Source organism: Pelomonas baiyunensis, assembly GCF_043555935.1.
GTDB classification, from domain to species: domain Bacteria; phylum Pseudomonadota; class Gammaproteobacteria; order Burkholderiales; family Burkholderiaceae_C; genus Pelomonas; species Pelomonas baiyunensis.
In genome coordinates this window covers 225,322-241,423 of the sequence record NZ_JBIGIB010000003.1, presented here as the reverse complement: position 1 = coordinate 241,423, position 16,102 = coordinate 225,322, and the positions used below count along the sequence as shown (strand labels likewise).

13 protein-coding genes are annotated in these 16,102 nt (G+C 67.5%); 5 read left to right on the top strand and 8 right to left on the bottom strand.

The features are described 5' to 3' along the window. The first annotated feature begins 39 nt into the window (after positions 1-39). Entirely contained in the window at positions 40-630 is a 591-nt protein-coding gene (locus ACG01O_RS11560) for a putative 2OG-Fe(II) oxygenase (protein ID WP_394384662.1), read from the top strand. A 36-nt stretch (positions 631-666) separates the two neighbouring features. On the opposite strand, the gene ACG01O_RS11555 is transcribed toward ACG01O_RS11560, so the two are convergent. The 6 genes from ACG01O_RS11555 to ACG01O_RS11530 form a co-directional block, all read right to left on the bottom strand. Further along, on the bottom strand, positions 667-1,065 hold the full coding sequence (locus ACG01O_RS11555; RefSeq protein WP_394384660.1) for a YfeK family protein: 399 nt from the start codon (positions 1,063-1,065) through the stop codon (positions 667-669). Positions 1,066-1,272: 207 nt separating this feature from the next. After that, positions 1,273-2,814 carry a GmrSD restriction endonuclease domain-containing protein gene (locus ACG01O_RS11550; protein ID WP_394384658.1) on the bottom strand — a complete coding sequence of 514 codons (1,542 nt, stop codon included), beginning with the start codon at positions 2,812-2,814 and terminating at the stop codon, positions 1,273-1,275. Positions 2,815-3,072: 258 nt separating this feature from the next. Beyond that, complete coding sequence (locus ACG01O_RS11545) at positions 3,073-8,163, bottom strand: alpha-2-macroglobulin family protein (RefSeq protein WP_394384656.1); 5,091 nt, start codon at positions 8,161-8,163, stop codon at positions 3,073-3,075. A gap of 41 nt (positions 8,164-8,204) precedes the next feature. After that, the gene (locus tag ACG01O_RS11540; RefSeq protein ID WP_394384654.1) at positions 8,205-9,062 is read right to left on the bottom strand and encodes a head GIN domain-containing protein; all 858 of its coding nucleotides are present in this window, start codon (positions 9,060-9,062) and stop codon (positions 8,205-8,207) included. Beyond that, positions 9,059-9,853, bottom strand: coding sequence for a LytR/AlgR family response regulator transcription factor (locus tag ACG01O_RS11535; protein ID WP_394384652.1), 795 nt, complete (start codon positions 9,851-9,853; stop codon positions 9,059-9,061). Before ACG01O_RS11535 ends, ACG01O_RS11540 begins: the two co-directional genes overlap by 4 nt. Continuing rightward, positions 9,850-10,953, bottom strand: a complete 1,104-nt coding sequence (locus tag ACG01O_RS11530) for a sensor histidine kinase (protein WP_394384650.1) — start codon at positions 10,951-10,953, stop codon at positions 9,850-9,852. Before ACG01O_RS11530 ends, ACG01O_RS11535 begins: the two co-directional genes overlap by 4 nt. Positions 10,954-11,109: 156 nt before the next feature. On the opposite strand from ACG01O_RS11530, the gene ssb reads away from it, so the two are divergent. From ssb to ACG01O_RS11510, 4 genes are all read left to right on the top strand, one after another. Next, positions 11,110-11,643, top strand: a complete 534-nt coding sequence (gene ssb / locus ACG01O_RS11525; protein WP_394384648.1) for a single-stranded DNA-binding protein — start codon at positions 11,110-11,112, stop codon at positions 11,641-11,643. 336 nt (positions 11,644-11,979) lie between these two features. Continuing rightward, complete coding sequence (locus ACG01O_RS11520; protein ID WP_394384646.1) at positions 11,980-12,843, top strand: PEP-CTERM sorting domain-containing protein; 864 nt, start codon at positions 11,980-11,982, stop codon at positions 12,841-12,843. Between the two features lie 175 nt (positions 12,844-13,018). Continuing rightward, positions 13,019-13,369, top strand: a complete 351-nt coding sequence (locus ACG01O_RS11515) for a PRC-barrel domain-containing protein (protein WP_394384644.1) — start codon at positions 13,019-13,021, stop codon at positions 13,367-13,369. 134 nt (positions 13,370-13,503) lie between these two features. Beyond that, a complete protein-coding gene (locus ACG01O_RS11510) occupies positions 13,504-14,859 on the top strand; it encodes an aminotransferase class I/II-fold pyridoxal phosphate-dependent enzyme (RefSeq protein ID WP_394384642.1) in 1,356 nt (451 codons plus the stop codon). 3 nt (positions 14,860-14,862) lie between these two features. On the opposite strand, the gene ACG01O_RS11505 is transcribed toward ACG01O_RS11510, so the two are convergent. Then, positions 14,863-15,588, bottom strand: a complete 726-nt coding sequence (locus ACG01O_RS11505; RefSeq protein ID WP_394384640.1) for a glutathione S-transferase N-terminal domain-containing protein — start codon at positions 15,586-15,588, stop codon at positions 14,863-14,865. 97 nt (positions 15,589-15,685) lie between these two features. After that, on the bottom strand, positions 15,686-16,096 hold the full coding sequence (locus ACG01O_RS11500) for an OsmC family protein (protein WP_394384638.1): 411 nt from the start codon (positions 16,094-16,096) through the stop codon (positions 15,686-15,688). Between the last annotated feature and the right edge of the window lie 6 nt (positions 16,097-16,102).

Genomic DNA, 16,102 nt, shown 5'->3' with positions numbered 1-16,102 from the left:
GCCTGCAGAATTGCCGCAGCGCCGCCCGCCCTGCCCCCCATGCAAAAGCAAGCCTGGAAACTGTTCCCCACCCTCGTGCACCGCTACAGCGAGGTGCTGACGCCGCCGCAGCTCGACACCATCCTCACCCACTGCCTGCAGGCGGAGGCTGGGCGGCACGGCGCGCTGCTGGGGGATGCGCAGTCGACCTTCGACAAAGACGCGCACTTTCTGGAAGCGCTGGAAGCCACGCATGCCAACCTGCAAGGGCTCACGCAAGGCCTGGCGCAGCTGATGGACGCCTATGCGCGCGAACTGGGGCTGGACGGTGCCCGCTTGTCCAACTCGTGGTTCAACATTCAGCGTCCGGGCAGCGTGCTGCGGCATCACACCCACCCCGACTCGCGCGTGTCGGCCGCGCTGTGCATTGCCAGCGACGAGGCCAGCAGCAAGCTGCACTTCGAAAACCCCAACCCGCTGCTCGGCTTCATCGAGGCGGCCCGCCCCACCGAGTTCAACATGGAGATGGCCAAGTTCAAGCTCGTGCCGGGCGACCTGGTGCTGTTCCCGTCCTGGCTCAAGCACGGCTCGGGGTTCGAAGCCAATGGCTCGGACCTCCGGGTGGTGATCAGCCTCAACGCCGGGGCCTGACAAACGCCACAAGGCCACACGCGGGCGCTCCAACGCTCAACGCGGCGCCGAGGCTGCGCGCCCCGCACGCACCTGCTGCAACTGCGCCTTCAGCCACGCCGCGCTCTCCACCGGCGCCTGGCCCGCACAGCGCACGAGGTAGGCCTTGCCGCTGGTGCTGCTGGCCGTGGCGCCGCGCTCGATGAACTGCTCAGCGCTGCTGACCATGTCTTTGCCTTCGAGGTAGTCGAGCTTCTTCAACAGATGCGCCTTGGCCTCGGCGCCGGCGTACCAGCTGCCGTTGCGGTTGAACTCGCAGCCGGAGGTTTGGAGGCGGGTTAGCAGCGCGTCGACTTCGGCGCGGGCGGGCGCGGGCAGGGGCGCCGCTGAGGCAGTCAGCGCGCCGCCCAAGGTGAGCAGTACGGCGGCCGTGCGGAAGCAAAGGGTGGGGTTCATGGTTCGCAGGACTCGGCGGGGCGTGGCAGCGCGCTTGATGAAGCAGGCCACACAGGAATTGGAGCTTGGCGCTGCATTTCCGCCGCAGGTGGGTGGTCAGCCACGCGAACCCCAACATGCGTTGCGCGGAGTCGTTGGGGTTCACTGCGTTCATCCCAACCTACCGGGCTGAACCTGTTGCTGTGAGACTGGTTACGGCGCGCGTACTTATGCTTTAAACCCGGTGTTGCAGTAGGGGTGCGTGAGTTGTCCATTCTCAGCGCCTGAAGATCCGCCAGCGCTGCGGCGTTCTACGTGATCGATTGATATTGAATTTCGGTGTATGTAGCCATCGCATATTTTGCATACGGGAGCAGTCTTCAGAACTTCCCTCAGATACACAGCGCTTTTTGCATCGGAATCGAACTTTTTTCCCGCCTGTCCTCGCTTGTTTGCTGGGCGTTGAAGGCTTAGGTGGCCGAATTCCGGAAGCAAGAGAATTCTTCCCAAAATTGCTTGGCTATCCGAGTTGCTCGACATTCCATCTATGACGGCCTCGAGAAATTCGGATATGTGCGGATAGCTAGCCTGCGCGGTTCTGTATTTTCTATTGATTTGCTGAATTAAATAATCATATTCCAGCAGAAAGGCTTCAAACGGCTTCCTGACTTTGACGAAGTCATTGATTTTGCCGTGCTTAACAAGGCGAGCTACAAGGTCGGTCAGAGCCAAGAAGGAAGCTGTTTTGTGACGCCCTTCTTGCGAATAGAAATAGACCGCGGGATGTAGTCCCAAAGAGGATGCGTGGTTGCTATTTAGCAGGTAGGCCACACGACGCACGCTTTTTAGGACAGCCACCGTCTTTTCGCCGGTCGTGTCATCTGCCCCATCGCCCGGAGGCACCACAATACTGATCATATCTACGATCAGAGGCAACGTCTGCGCGGAATACAACTTGCCGGCAATCGGCAGGTCAAGAGTCTTTATGGGCGTTTGGAGCCGCGGAGAAAATAGAATGTTATTAATTTCCGATGCCAAGTCCTGGATGAGAGACTGCTGTTCCTCGCTGAACAATGACCAATACTTGTGTCCCTTTCCGCTTCGGATGATGGCGCGAGCTGCGATGCTATTCGGCCGCCGGCGGTCTTCCAGCAATTTAAGCTCCGTCTTGTCGATGGGTGCTGCTTGCTGATTGATCTTGAAGAATGAGCTCTCCGCTTTTCGTGCGTCGCCTTCAACCCACTGCAACTGAATCGCTAGCGCTCCTAGATTTTTTGCGTTTCGGACAATTTCTGGCTTTACCTTATCAGGGTGTGTTAAGGCCAGCTTGTAGTCTTTGTAGCTTCCAACTAGCTTCTCGACCTGTTTACGCGTTTCCTGAGCGATAGCGAGTTGTTCGTCCGGCAGGATGCCATCATAAAAAAGTTTGGATGCTGCATTGTCACCATAGTCGTCATTGACCCAGGCAGCCAATGCGCTCAGGCGGTGACTTCCGTCAATCACAAACAAATAGCCGCCAGTGCTGCGCCAAAGAATTACAGCGGGTATGAGGTCGCCCGCAATAAAGGATCTGATGAGTTCGGCGACTTTCGCCCCATCCCATTCATTGGTTTCCCGCTGAAAATCTGGCTTACGAAGGTTTGAGAAAAAGAAGGAATCCGAGCGAATATCCTCAATGGATATGGTTTCCTTCTTCTTTCCAGAATTAATTACCTCTTCGACTTCGAAATCTTCGCGCTGAATGAGCGCATCCAGATTTACCTTGGCCATATTTTCTCCCTTCCGCTAGCTTTTTTTGACAATCCTAAAAATCGGTGGCGTCCCAAATTTTGGTTCAGGCCTCAAATAACAAGTCCTCAGCCCAGAAATAGCCGACCGCCTTGGCAACGTACTGGGGTACCAGTTTCTTCATCCGCGCTATCAATAGGGCCTCGATTGCCGTCATGAATCACCCCATATGGGCGCGTCCCCCATTTCATTGATGCTAGTAGCGAGGTGCTGAGCTGGCGATGGCGTGCATATCCCCGCTCACTTCTTATCCACCACCGTGATCTCGCCTTCCGCCTTGCCGATGCCCCGCACCTCCGGCCGATACATGTCCTCGGCAAAGGTGGCCGGCACCACATACCGGCCCGGCGTCACCGCACGCACCAGGTAGAACACATCCAACGTCTGCCCCAACGCCGCAGCCGCCACAAACCGGTCGTCGCGGTACTCCATGTGGGTGATGCGTTCGTTGGCGTTGGCTTGGGCGATGTTGATGCCGTCCACCGTGAACTCGCCGGCCTTGGGGCCTTGGCTGAGGTTCAGGTTCTCGATCTCGAAACCGGCGGGGATGCGGTCCACCACCAGGCCGTCCTTGATGCTCTGGCTGGCCTTCACGCGCAGGCGGACGATGAACATCTCGCCCGTCGTGAACTGGCGAGCTGTGACCGGTTTGCCGTCGGTCGTGAACATGGCGCGCTCCACCGAGATGCGGTCGCTGCTGGGGGGCAGCGGCTTGACCGGGTAGCCCTGGGCGGCCACGTCCACGTACAGCGGTGAGCCGCCTTCGTTCTTCAGCGCCACGCCGGACTTGAGCTGGGCGAGCACCAAGCTCTGCTGGCCCACGCCGGTGCCGGTCCAGGCGTCGGCCTTGGCGCCGACCGTCAGCGAGGTTTTCCAGGTGTCGTCCTTGGCGGTGCCGTTGGTGGCGGCCTGCACGGCGAGGAACAGGGCCAGGCGCTCTTGCGTGGAGTAGTAGTTGCGCTTTTGGAAGTCTTCCGACAGGTCGAACAGCAGGTTCTCGCGCTTGTCGTGCGCCACCTTGTGGCGCAACAGCAGCGCGTAGGCCAGCGCGCGGTCGCGCACCTTGCTGCCGTAGTCGCCCAGCCACTGGCCCCACCAGGTGTTGTTGGGGTCGTCCGGCTGGTAGCCGTAGCCGCGGGCCATGGCGTCGTCAAACGCCACTTTGGCGCGGGCTTCGTCACCCATGAGCTTCAGCGCCAGGCCGAGGTGGACGAGGGGCAGGGGCGACAGCGCATGGCTGCGGTACTGGTCGTGCAGCGTGCGCAGCGTGGCCAGCGGCGCCTGCTTTTCGCGGGCCAGGATGTAGCCGCCATGCGCGGCCTCGGCGAAGCGCTGGTGGGCCAGGCGCAGGGCCTCGGCGTCTTGCCAGTTGGCGATGCGGCCCTTGTCGTCGCGCTTGGGGTCTTTGGCCGGCGTGGTTTGCTGCGACGGGGCGCGCTGGAACTGCTCCAGCAGGCCGTCCATGGAGCGCTTGAGTTGCGCCTCGGGCACGGCAAAGCCGGCGTCGCGCGCGTCCTGCAGGAAGCCGGTGACGTAGGCGCTCAGCCAGGCTTCGTAGGGGCTGCTGGCCGCCCACAGGCCGTAGCCACCCTTGGGCTGCTGCATGCTGGCCAGGCGGGCGAAGGCGCCGTCCAGCCGCTTGGCGCGTTCTTCACGCGGCACGGGCTTGAGGCCCCAGCGCTTGGCGGCTTCGTCGTCGATGAACACCAGCGGGTAGGCGCTGGAGGTGGTTTGCTCCAGGCAGCCGTAGGGGTACATCAAGAGGCCTTGCACCTGGTCCTTGATGTCGATGGGCGGGGTGTTGGACACGCTGAGCGTGACGCCCGCCGAGCCGGCCCAGAAAGCGTCCAGCAGGGTCTTGTCCAGCGCTTGCGTGGCGCCCGCCTCCAGGCGGATGCGGCGGCTCTCGCGCACCAGCGGCGTCACGGGCTGCACCTGCAGTGCGGCTTCGCGCGTGAGGCTCAGGGCCCCGGCGCTCACCTTCACCTGGATGGGCGCCAGGCCCCAGGCGTCCAGCGCCTCGGCCTGGAAGCGCAGGATCTGGCGCTGCTTGTCGGCGAGCTTGACCGTGTCGGCCGCGCCGGTGATCTTGACCGGGCCGCTGGCGGTGACGGCCACCTTCACCTCTTGCGGCGCGCCGCTGAGGTTGGTGACGTCCAGCGCGATGGTGGCCTTGTCGCCGGGGGCCACGAAGCGCGGCATGTTCAGCTCGGCCACCAGCGGGGCGGCGACAACCGTCTCAGCCTGGGCTGAGCCATAACTGTCTGCACTGCTGACCACGGCCATCACGCGCAGCGTGCCGTTGAAGTCGGGCAGCTTGAGGTTGACCGTGGCTTCACCCTTGGCGTCGAGCTGCACGGGGCCGCTGAACAGGTCCACCAGCAGCACCTTGCGCGGCATGCTTTGGGAGTCGCGCTTGCCGGCGTCGCCGCCGAAGCGTTGCTTGGCCATGTTGCCGTCCATCTTCTCGATGAGGCGGCCGTAGAGGTCCAGCATGTCGGCGCCGTAGCGGTGCTTGCCGAAGAAGTAGTCCTGCGGGTCGGGCGTCTTGTAGTTGGTGATGTTCAGGATGCCCACGTCCACGGCGCTGACCGTGACGATGGCCGGCTTGCCCGCCAGCGACGGCGCCTTGACGGTGATGGGCAGCGGCACGGACGGCTGCGTCTTGGCTGGCACGGTGAGGGCCACCTTGGCCTTGCGGTCTTCACGGTTCAGCGGCAGGTGCACCAGGCCCAGCGCGCGGGCCGGGGTGACCTTGTCGCCCTGGCTGCCGGGGCGGAAGGCAGCGACCGTGACGTAGAGGTCGTGCCGCGCCCAGGCGGCGTCCACCGGGATGTCCAGATCGGTGCCGCTGGCCTTCACGCCGATGCGCTTGGTCCACAGCACGCGGTCGCCTTCCACCGTCACCACGGCTTCGCCGTCGTGCGGGGGCTTGATGGCGAGCTTGGCCACGTCGCCCGGCTTGTAGGGGGCGCCTTGCAGCTTCAGTTGCACGCGGTCCGGGCGGTTGCCGATGTCGTCGGCGTCTTGCGCGCCGTAGCCGGCGTAGAAGCCGTAGCGCAGGGCCAGGCCCGTGTCGGGGTCCATCACCTCCAGGCGGTAGCGGCCCCAGCGCACGGGCAGGGCAACCTTGGTGCGTTCTTTCAGCGCCAGCGTGCGGGCTTCGATCAGCTCCTCGGTGGTGTTGAAGCCCGAGTGCCAGCCGCGGCCGTCGTCATAACGCCAGTACCACTGGCGCTCTTCGTAGATGAGCTTGAGCTGCACTTCCTTCGCAGGCTTGAAGTTGCCGGCCGCATCCACACGGGCAAGCTCGAACTCGGCCAGGCCGCCTTCGGGGGCTACGTTGCGGTCGAACAGCGGGCGGGCGCCGACCAGCACCGGCGCCGGCCACCAGCTGCGCTCCAGCGTGCGCACCACCGGGCGGCCGCCGCTTTCCAGCAGGCTGAAGGCGGCCCGGATCTTCATCGGGCTCTTGCGGTCGCCGAAGGCGGTCTTGATGTCCATGCCGGCCTTGCCATCGGCGTCCAGCTCCTGCTCTTCCAGGTCCTGGCGGTTCTTGGCCTTGTCGTCGGCCAGGTCGCCAAAGATGAAGCCGGGCAGCTTGGCCGGCAGCGGCATCAGCAGGCGCTCGGAGTACGCACTGCCCTGCAGCCGGTTGCCGGCGGCGGGGGCGCCATAAAGGTAGTCGCCCTGGGCCTGCACGGTGAGGCCGCCTTCGCCGGTGAGCACGCCTTCAGGGGCGGTCAGCGCCAGCTTCATGCGCTCGGGCAGGAACTCTTCCACCTTGAAGGCCCATTGGGCGTCGGGGGTCTTGGCAGCAGGGTCGATGCGGGCCTGCACCGTCCAGCCGCCGGTGGGGGCATCGGCCGGCAGGGTGATGGTGTGTTGGTAGTAGGCCGTGCCGGTTTTGCCGGGCTGCACCAGCTGCTCGACGAGCTTGCTGCCGTCGGGCTTCTTGACCGTGATCGTCACGGGCAAGGGCTTGGGGAAAGGCTTGCCATCGGCATCACGCGCCAGCACCGAGAGCGGGAAGCTCTCGCCCGGGCGGTACAGGTCACGCCCGGCGTAGACGAAGAGCTTGTTGCTGCGCGAGGGGTGGCCGGTGGCCTCGAACTCGCTCAGGTCCAGCGCGGCGTCGCGCAGGCTGAGGATGGACATCTCCTTGTTGCCGCGGCGGGCCAGCACGGCGCGGGCCTTGTCCAGCTTGCCGGTGAACACGGCGTGGCCGTCGCCGTCGGTCTGCGCCTGGCCAATGGCCTTGCCGCCTTCGTCCACGAGGCTCAGTTCGATGCCCGACAGTGCGCCGCCGCTCTTGAGCGAGGTGGTGAAGACGTCGATCTGCGCGCTGGAACCCGAGTTGAAGCGGCGCAGGTGCAGGCCGATGTCTGTCACGTAGTAGTGCGTGACTTGATAGTCCCAGCCGAAGCGGCCGGGCTGGTTCATGATGGCCACGTAGATGCCGGGCTCCTGCAGCTCCTTGATGTTCTCCACCGGCAGGAAGCTGACGTTGCGGCGGTTGGCGCGCGCGTCGGTCGTGAAGCGGCCGAGGTAGACGCTGTCGCTCATGGCGCGCAGTTCGTCCAGCACCCAGCCGCCCACGGTGCCCTTCAGGCGGCGCTGGTTGTCGCCCCAGCCGTCGTAGTAGTAACCGCCTTCGCCGTCTTCCTCACCGGAGTTGACCTGGCGCTCGCGCCGGCCACCCACCTGCTCCATGAAGGCAGGCAGGGACTCGGGCCGCACGCGCAGGAACTGCACGTCCACCTCGGGCGTGTTGACGGTCACCACCGGCAGGCCGCCGTTCTGGCCGGCCGGCAGCACCAGGCCGCGGCTGGCGAAGTAGTAGCTGTCGGGCATGGCCTCGCTGAAGGCGTCGCAGGCCTGCGCCGTGGCCAGCTTGGCGCCGGCGCGGGCGGCCAGTTCGGGCTTGAAGGCGAACTTGAAGCTGCGGTCCGGCGTGACGAAGGGCAGGTACAGCACGCGCGGGTTGTCGCCCAGCACGAAGCGGGCGGCCACGGGCTTGAAGGTGTTGTCGGCAGGCGGGGTTTTCTTGCCGCCGTCGTCGGTGCTGGGCGCCGCGCCTTCCTGCGCGGTGATGAGGGCGCCGAAGTCTTGCTTGCTGTCCAGCGGCTGCGTGAAGCTCAGCGCGATGGCGGGCGAGCCGTCGAACAGGCGGGGCTTGCAGTCCTGCAGCGCAAACGCGGCCTGATCGCCGCCGACCTCGGCACTGCTGGGCAAGCCGGGCTGGCCCATCTTTTGTGCCGCCCACCAGCCGCCGCCGACCACGGCCGCCGCACCCACCAGGCCCAACACGGCCTTCTTCCACGCCACCATGCACGATCTCCCTGCAATGTGGCGCGGAGTTTAGGCAGCGGTCAGCGGCTGTCCACGGAAGGTTTCTTCTCGCCGCGGGCGTTGATATTCCCCATGCCCGACACCGAGCGCTGCACCTGGGGGCTGCCGAAATAGTCCACCGAACCGATGCCGGAGATGTGGGCGTTGAGGTCGTCCATCACCCACAGCACCACGTTGCCGATGCCGCTGACGCTGACGCGCGCGCGCTGGGCTTGCAGCCGGTCGGCCACCACCTTGCCCTTGCCGGAGATTTGCAGCGTCAGCTCGTCCACGCGGCCACCGAGCTGGCCGTCGCCCGCGCCGGAGATGGAGAAGCTGAGCTGGCGGGCCTGCAGCTGGTCCAGCCGCGCCACCCCGGCGCCGCTGATGCTGAGCTTGAGCTGATCGGTGCGCAGCGGGCCGGGGGCGTGCACGTCGCTGGCGCCAGAGACAGACAGCTGGCGCAGCTCGCGCATTTCCACGTGCACGAAGAGCTTCTGGTTGCTCCAGAACTTCCAGCCGCCGGCCGGGCGGATGACGAGCTGGCGGTCGTTCAGCACCACGTCCACGCCCTTTTGCACCTCGGCGTCACCGGCCACGAAGGCCTGGTCACGCTCGCCCTGCACGACGATGACGCGGGCGGCGCCAGCCAGCTCCAGCCGGTCGAACGGGCCGGGGGCGTAGGTGCGGCCGGGCTCGGGTGGCAGCGGCGGCAAGGGCGGCAGCGCGCGCACGGCGGCGGGGGGCACCACCGGCGCGGGCGGGGTGGCGGCGCCGGGCGGCGTGACGGGCGACACCGGCGTCACGGGTGTCACAGGCGCTGGAGGCGCCGGCTGCGCGTGGGCCAGCGCCGCGCTCAAGCCGGCGGCCAGCGCCATCAGGGGGGGCCAGGTGTTCACAGCGATTGCTCCCTCAACATCTTGGACACCTCGCGGTTGGCGGTGATGCGCGTGCCGTCGCGCAGCTGCACCACCAGCTGAGAGTTTTCGTCCGGGGTCAGGCTGTCCACGCAGTCCAGGTTCACGATGCAGCCGCGCTGCACGCGCAGGAAGCGGGTGGGGTCCAGCTTGGCTTCGAAATCGGCAATCGGCAGGCGCACCAGGTAGCTGCGGCCCTTGCTGGTGATGGCGGTGTATTTGTTGTCGGACCGCAGGCACTCGATGGCGTCCACCTGCAGCGGGAAGATCTTGCCCTGGTCGCGCACCAGCAGCCGGGTGAGCGGCGCGTGCGCCGGCGCGGCCAGCGTGGCGGCCACTTCGGCCAGCTGCGCCATCTGACCCACGGGTGCCAGGTCCGCCCCGGCAGGCGCCACGTCGCGCAGCGCATGGGCAATCGCTTCGTCGAAGCGCTCGCGCGAGAAGGGCTTGAGCAGGTAGTCCACCGCGTGCAGCTCGAACGCGGTGAGGGCGTGCTGGTCGTACGCGGTGGTGAAGATGATGCGCGGCGGCTGGCCCGCGCCCCAGTCGTGCCCTTGCAGCGCCTGGGCCACCTGCAGGCCGGTGAGGCCGGGCATCTGGATGTCGGTCAGCACCAGCGCGGGCTGCAGCGCGCGGATTTGCGCCAGCGCGTCGTCGCCGTCTTCGCACACCGCCACGAGGCGCAGCCCCGGCGTGTCTTTCACCCAGTCGGCCAGCGCCTCGGCGGCCAGGGGTTCGTCTTCGGCAATCAAGACCGTGGTGATCGTGTTCATGGCTGCGGAATGAAAAGGTCGACGCGAAAGCCCGCGCCGGGGGCGGTGTGGATGTGCATGCGGGCCTGGCCGTTGAAGTCCAGCGCAAAGCGCTTTTGCAGCGCAGCCAGGCCCACGCCGCGGCGCTGGCCGGGCTGGGGTAGCAGCGCCTCGGGCTCGCAGCCCGGGCCGTCGTCGGCCACGGTCAGCTCCAGCCCCTGGTTGGTGAGGTTGCGGCGGCCGCTGATGGTGACAGTGCCGCCGCCCTTGCGAAGCGCCACCGCGTGCAGGATGGCGTTTTCCACCAGCGGCTGCAGCGTCAGCGGTGGCAGCTCGTCCGCCAGCACGCGCTCTTCCACGGCCCACTCCACGCGCAGGCGCGGGCCCAGCCGCAGCGCCTCGAGCGCCAGGTAGTCGCGCAGGAAGTCGAGCTCGTCGGTCAGCAGCACCCGGTCTTCGGCGCCGCGCTTGCTGTCCAGCACGTAGCGCAGCATGGTGGCGAACTGCATCAGCGCTGACTCGGCCCGGGCGGGGTCTTTGCGGGTCAGGGCGATCAGCACGTTCAGCGTGTTGAACAGGAAGTGCGGGTTGAGCTTGCCGCTGATGGCCGACAACTCGGCCTTGGCCAGCGCGCTCTCGGCCTGCGCCGCGTGGATGGCCGCGGCCCGCGCCGAGCGCGCCTGCAGCACTGCCGTGAACGCGGTGGCGATGGCGGCGTACACCACCACGCCCCACACCGAGCGCCACAGCAGCCCGGCCAGCAGCACCGCGCCGGCGTGGTCGCCCCCGAACAGCACGGTGTTGACCGCGAACTCGCCGCCCTGCCACAGCCCGGCAAACGCGAGCGCCGCCCCGGTGTGGGCCAGCGCCACCGGCGCCAGGCCAATGGGTGCTGCATGCAGCCACCGCGCCACCGGCCACACCGCCATGCCGAGCACCATGGGCGCCCACAGCATGGTGGTGGCCTGGTACACGGCCAGCCAGAACGGGTCCAGGCCCCGGTCGAACTCGCTGCCCGCCAGCACAAACAGGCACCACGCCAGCACGCAGCAGCCGGCATAGGCCAGCCACAGCCGGCGGTTGCCAGGGCGGGGGGCGGCGGGCGGGGTGACGGGGTTCATGGCTTCATCTTAGGGACGCCCCCGGCCCGCCCGGGGGCGGGGGAGACGAAGTGCGGCTCCCGGGGTGCGGGATGCGGTCTGCGGGGTGTTGCTGACAGGGCAGGGAGGGCCTGCCCGGCATAATTCCACCCCTTCCCCATCGAATTCGGACGAGCCATGGCCAGCGTCAACAAAGTCATCCTCATCGGCAACCTGGGCCGCGACCCCGAGCTGCGCTACAACCCCAACGGCGGTGCCTGGTGCACGCTGAGCGTGGCCACCACCCGCAACTGGAAGAACCGCGAGTCCGGCGAGCGCCAGGAAGAAACCGAATGGCACCGCGTCGTCATGAACGACCGGTTGGCTGAAATTGCCGGCGAATACCTGAAGAAGGGCCGCCCGGTCTACATCGAAGGCCGCCTGAAGACCCGCAAGTGGCAAGACAAGGAAGGCCGCGACACCTACACCACCGAAATCATTGCCGACACCATGCAGCTGCTGGGCGGCCGTGACGGCGCCGGCGGTGGCGACGACATGGGCGGTGGCGGCGGTGGCTACAGCCGTGGCGGCGGCGGTGACGACTTCGGCGGCGGCGCCCCCCGCGCAGCCGCCCGCCCGGCCGCCCCGCGCCCGGCACCCCAGCGCGCCCCGGCGCCGGCCCCCAAGGCGTCGACCGGCTTCGACGACATGGACGACGACATTCCGTTCTGACCCATCGCGGCGGCCTCCGCGCCGCTTGCGCACCCGCAGCCCGTGGCACCCCCACGGGCTTTTTTTCGCCTGTGCGCACCGCCTTGCGGCACGCCACCGTGCACCGCAGCGGGGCGGCGTGTGCACAACGCCTGTGCCTTGCGGTGCGACAGCACGGCCCCACGCCCCCGTCCGCCCGAGCCCAACCGCACCTCGCCGCGCGCCGCTAACGCGCTGACGCCCTGCAAACCCCGCCCAACACCCCGCGCTTGCGGGGGTGCTGTTCAAGCTGGCACGAAGTCCGCTACAGCGGATGTGACGTTCGAGAACCCACAACGGTCCACCGGAGGAATGTCCATGCGCTTGAACCTCGTGTTTGCAACCGCCCTCGGCCTTGCCGCCCTGGCCCCCGTGGCACCCGCCCACGCCGCTGTCACCCCGCCCGTGGTGGTGGTCACGCCCGGCGCCTGGACCTCCAGCGGCGTGGCCCTGGACGGCCCGGCCTCGGTCCAGGCGTCTCGAGCCGTCGAGTCCATGTTGGGCCTGCCGGACACCAGCACCTCGACGGTGTCGCAGCTGGTGAAGCGCGTGGTCGTGGCGCCCACCGCCACCACGGCCGGCCTGGCGCAGTGGGTGGAGGTCAGCACCACGACGACGACCACCACGGATCACTTCGCCACGTACGACCAGTTTTCGCTGAAGCAGAGCCTGACGGGCAACACGGCGAACCCAGAGTTCATCACCTTCAGTGCGACCGTGACCGCATCTCAATTCCAGAGCGGCTGGCTGTCTCTGAACACCAGCGGCAGCTATGTACCGATCAGCTCACCCTTTGGCAATGCGGTGCCGGCCCTGCCCTCGTTCTTCCTGCGCACCGCTGGCAGCGGCACCTGGACGGCCCTGCAGACCAACCAAAGCGTCGACACACCCAGCAGCACGTTCTGGAGTTCGGCCTGGCAATCTCTGAGTCTGGCCGCCGGTTCCACCACGATCGAAGTGGCCACCTGGGCCGACAGTGCCGTCAACCTGAGCAGCTTCAGCCTGAGCCTGGAGTCGGGCAACTACAACGCACGCGACGTGGTGCAGAACGTCAGCTCGGTCACGACAGAAACCATCAAGAGCTCCGAACTGCTGGCACCCATTCCTGAACCCGAGACTTACGCCCTGTTCGCTGCAGGCCTGATGTTCGTGGTGCTGCGCGCCCGCGCTCAGCGACCCTGACTTGGGGGCCCGGCACTGACAGGCCGGGCCCGGTCTCCTCCTACAGCCCATCGCCTCCACGACCGACCCGCCGCCCCGCGCGCCGGTCGCACAGTGACTGCACGGTGCTCACGCACCCACGCCGCGGCCAGTTCGGGCCGCCGCGTCCCCGTGTTGCCACTTCAGGAGATTCCGCATGGCTTCCATCAGTTCCACCATCTCGTCGTCCAAGGTCGAAGGCACCAACGTCTACAGCCCCAGCGGCGACAAGCTCGGCTCCATCGATGACCTGCTCATCGACAAGCACAGCGGCCGCGTGCGCTACGCCGCGCTGGAGTTCGGCGGCTTCCTGGGCCTGGGCAGCGACCGCTACCCCCTGCCGTGGGACCAGCTCAAGTACGACACCAGCAAGGACGGCTATGTCGTGCACCTGAGCAAGGAGCAGCTGGAAAACGCCCCGCGCTACGCCTTGAACGACACCCCGACCTACACCGACGACTACGGCCGCAAGGTGTACGACCACTACGGCTCGTCCTGGTGGGTCTGACGCGGGTGGACCCTGCGTCCGCTTGAACCTCGCCGCCCCTGACGCCCCACCGCACTCGCCAAAAGTGCGGATGTCAGGGGCGGTGTTCGTCCGCACAGTGCGCCCCTCTGCACGTCATGGCTTGAGGAGTGCACATGGACGACCTGCTGGACCGCCCCACCACCGAGAACGCCCCCGCGCCCGTCACCACCGAGCCGCCAACCCCGGGCCTCGGCGCCGAGCTGCGCGGCTCCTCGTTCGACTTCCTGACCCAGCCCGGCACCGACCTCGCCGCCAAGGCGCAGGCCTTTCACGCCTGGGCCCAGCACCGCACGCAGCACGGCGTGTTCCCGTACGGCAAGCGGCTGGGCGGGCGCCCCGGCGCCACGGCAGAACTTACGCTGCTGGACGGCCAACGCCACGCGGGGCTGAATTTCTCGTCGCAGGAGTACCTCTCGCTGGCCCGCCACCCCCAGGTGTGCGCCGCGGCGCTGATGGCCATGGACCGCTACGGCGTGCACAGCGCGGGCTCCACCGCGCTGGCCGGCAACGTGGAAGAAACCACCGCGCTGGAAGCCGAACTGGGCGAGCACCTGCGCATGCCCGAGGTGCTGCTGTTCCCCACCGGCTGGGCCGCGGGCTTTGGCGCCATCAAGGGCCTGGTGCGCGAGACCGACCACGTCATCATCGACCAGCTGGCCCACAACTGCCTGCACGAAGGCGCGAAGGCCGCCACGCCCCACATCCACCTGCACCGCCACCTGGACGTGAACCATGTCGAGCGCCTGCTCCAACGCGTGCGCCGCCGCGACCCGCACAACGGCATCCTGGTGGTGACCGAGGGCTGCTTCTCGATGGACGCCGACGCGCCCGACCTCGCCCGCCTGCAGGCCTTGGCCCGCGCGCACGGCGCCCTGCTGCTGGCGGACGTGGCACACGACCTGGGCAGCCTGGGCGCCAGCGGCGGCGGCCAGCTGGAGCTGCAGGGGCTGCTGGGCCAGGTGGACCTGGTGATGGGCTCGTTTTCCAAAACCTTCGCGTCCAACGGCGGCTTCGTGGCCTGCCATGACCGGGCGATCAAGGAGTACCTGCGCTTCTACGCCGCACCCAACACCTTCTCCAACGCGCTCTCGCCGGTGCAGGTGGCCGTGGTGCGCGCCTGCCTGCGGCTGGTGCGCAGCGACGAAGGCGCCGCCCGCCGCGACCGGCTGATGCAGGCCATCCTGGCGCTGCGCAGCGCGCTGGGCACGCACGGCATCGAGGTGCTGGGCCAACCCTCGCCCATCGTGCCGGTGATGCTGGGCCCCGACGCCCTGGCCCGCGTGGCCTGCCGCGAAATGGGCGCCGCCGGCCTGCTGGCCAACCTGGTGGAGTACCCCGCGGTGTCACTGAACAGCGCCCGGCTGCGCATGCAGGTGATGGCCGACCACACGCCGGCCCTGTGCGCCACCGCGGCGCACATCGTGGCCGATGCATTGGCCAAGGCGCGGGGGATGACGGGCTTGCAGTGAGGGTCAGCCCGCCGGCACCGCCAAGCCCCGCTGCACGGCCGGCCGCGCGAGGAAGGCTTGCAGCACGCGCTGCACCTCGGTGAACTCGGCATAGCCCACCAGGTCAGCGGCGCCGTAGAAGCCGATGAGGTTGTTCACCCAGGGCCAGGTGGCGATGTCGGCCACGGTGTAGTCGTCGCCCACCAGCCAGGTCTTGCCGTGCAGGTGGCGGTTCAGCACGCCCAGCAGGCGGCGGGCCTCGGCCACGTAGCGGTCGCGCGGGCGCTTGTCCTCGAACTCCTTGCCGGCGAACTTGTGGAAGAAGCCGACCTGGCCAAACATCGGCCCCACGCCGCCCATCTGGAACATCAGCCACTGCAGCGCCTCGTACCGGCGGGCGGTGTCGGCCGGCAGCAGGCGGCCGGTTTTCTCGGCCAGGTAGAGCAGGATGGCGCCGCTCTCGAACAGCGGCAGCGGCTGGCCGCCGGGGCCGTTGGGGTCGAGGATGGCGGGGATCTTGTTGTTCGGGTTGAGCGACAGGAACTCGGGGCTGAGCTGGTCGTTCGTTGCAAAGCTCACCACGTGGGCTTCGTAGGGCAGGCCCAGCTCCTCCAGCGCGATGGACACCTTCACGCCGTTGGGCGTGGGCAGCGAGTACAGCTGCAGCCGGTCCGGGTGGGCGGCGGGCCATTTGCGGGTGACGGGGAAGTCGTGCGGGAAGGTGAGCGGCGCGGCGTGCGGGTGGGTCATGGCGGTCAGGCGATGGAACTGCAGTGAGGGGCAGGTCAATGTAGGGCGACGGCGCAAAGCCCCGCTGTGGCGCGGGCATCACGGAGGCGGCAGGCGGTCAGCCGGCGTCGGGCCAGGGCTGGCGGTGCACCGGCGCGCCACGACGCAAGGTGTTGTGCACCTCGGCCACCGCGTCGGTTTCGCGCAGCAGCTGCTCGATGCGCTCGGCCGAATCGGGCGACTGGATGCGGGCGCGGTAGCGCACGTCACGCGCGGCCAGGCCGATGCCGTCGAACTCGGCCTGCGCCTCGACCTCCACCGCGGTCAGTTCGATCTGCAGGCGCGCGGCTTCGCGGTAGAGGTCGTTGCAGTAGCAGGTGGCCAGGGCCAGCATCAGCAGCTCGCCGCCGTTGAGGCCCGACCCACCGCCCGCACGGCCGGGCACCGCCACGGTTTGCGCCCGCCCCTGCGTGGCCACGGTGGCCTGGTGGGTGGTGGCGGTGTTGTGGACCTGGGCCGAGATCTGCATGCATGC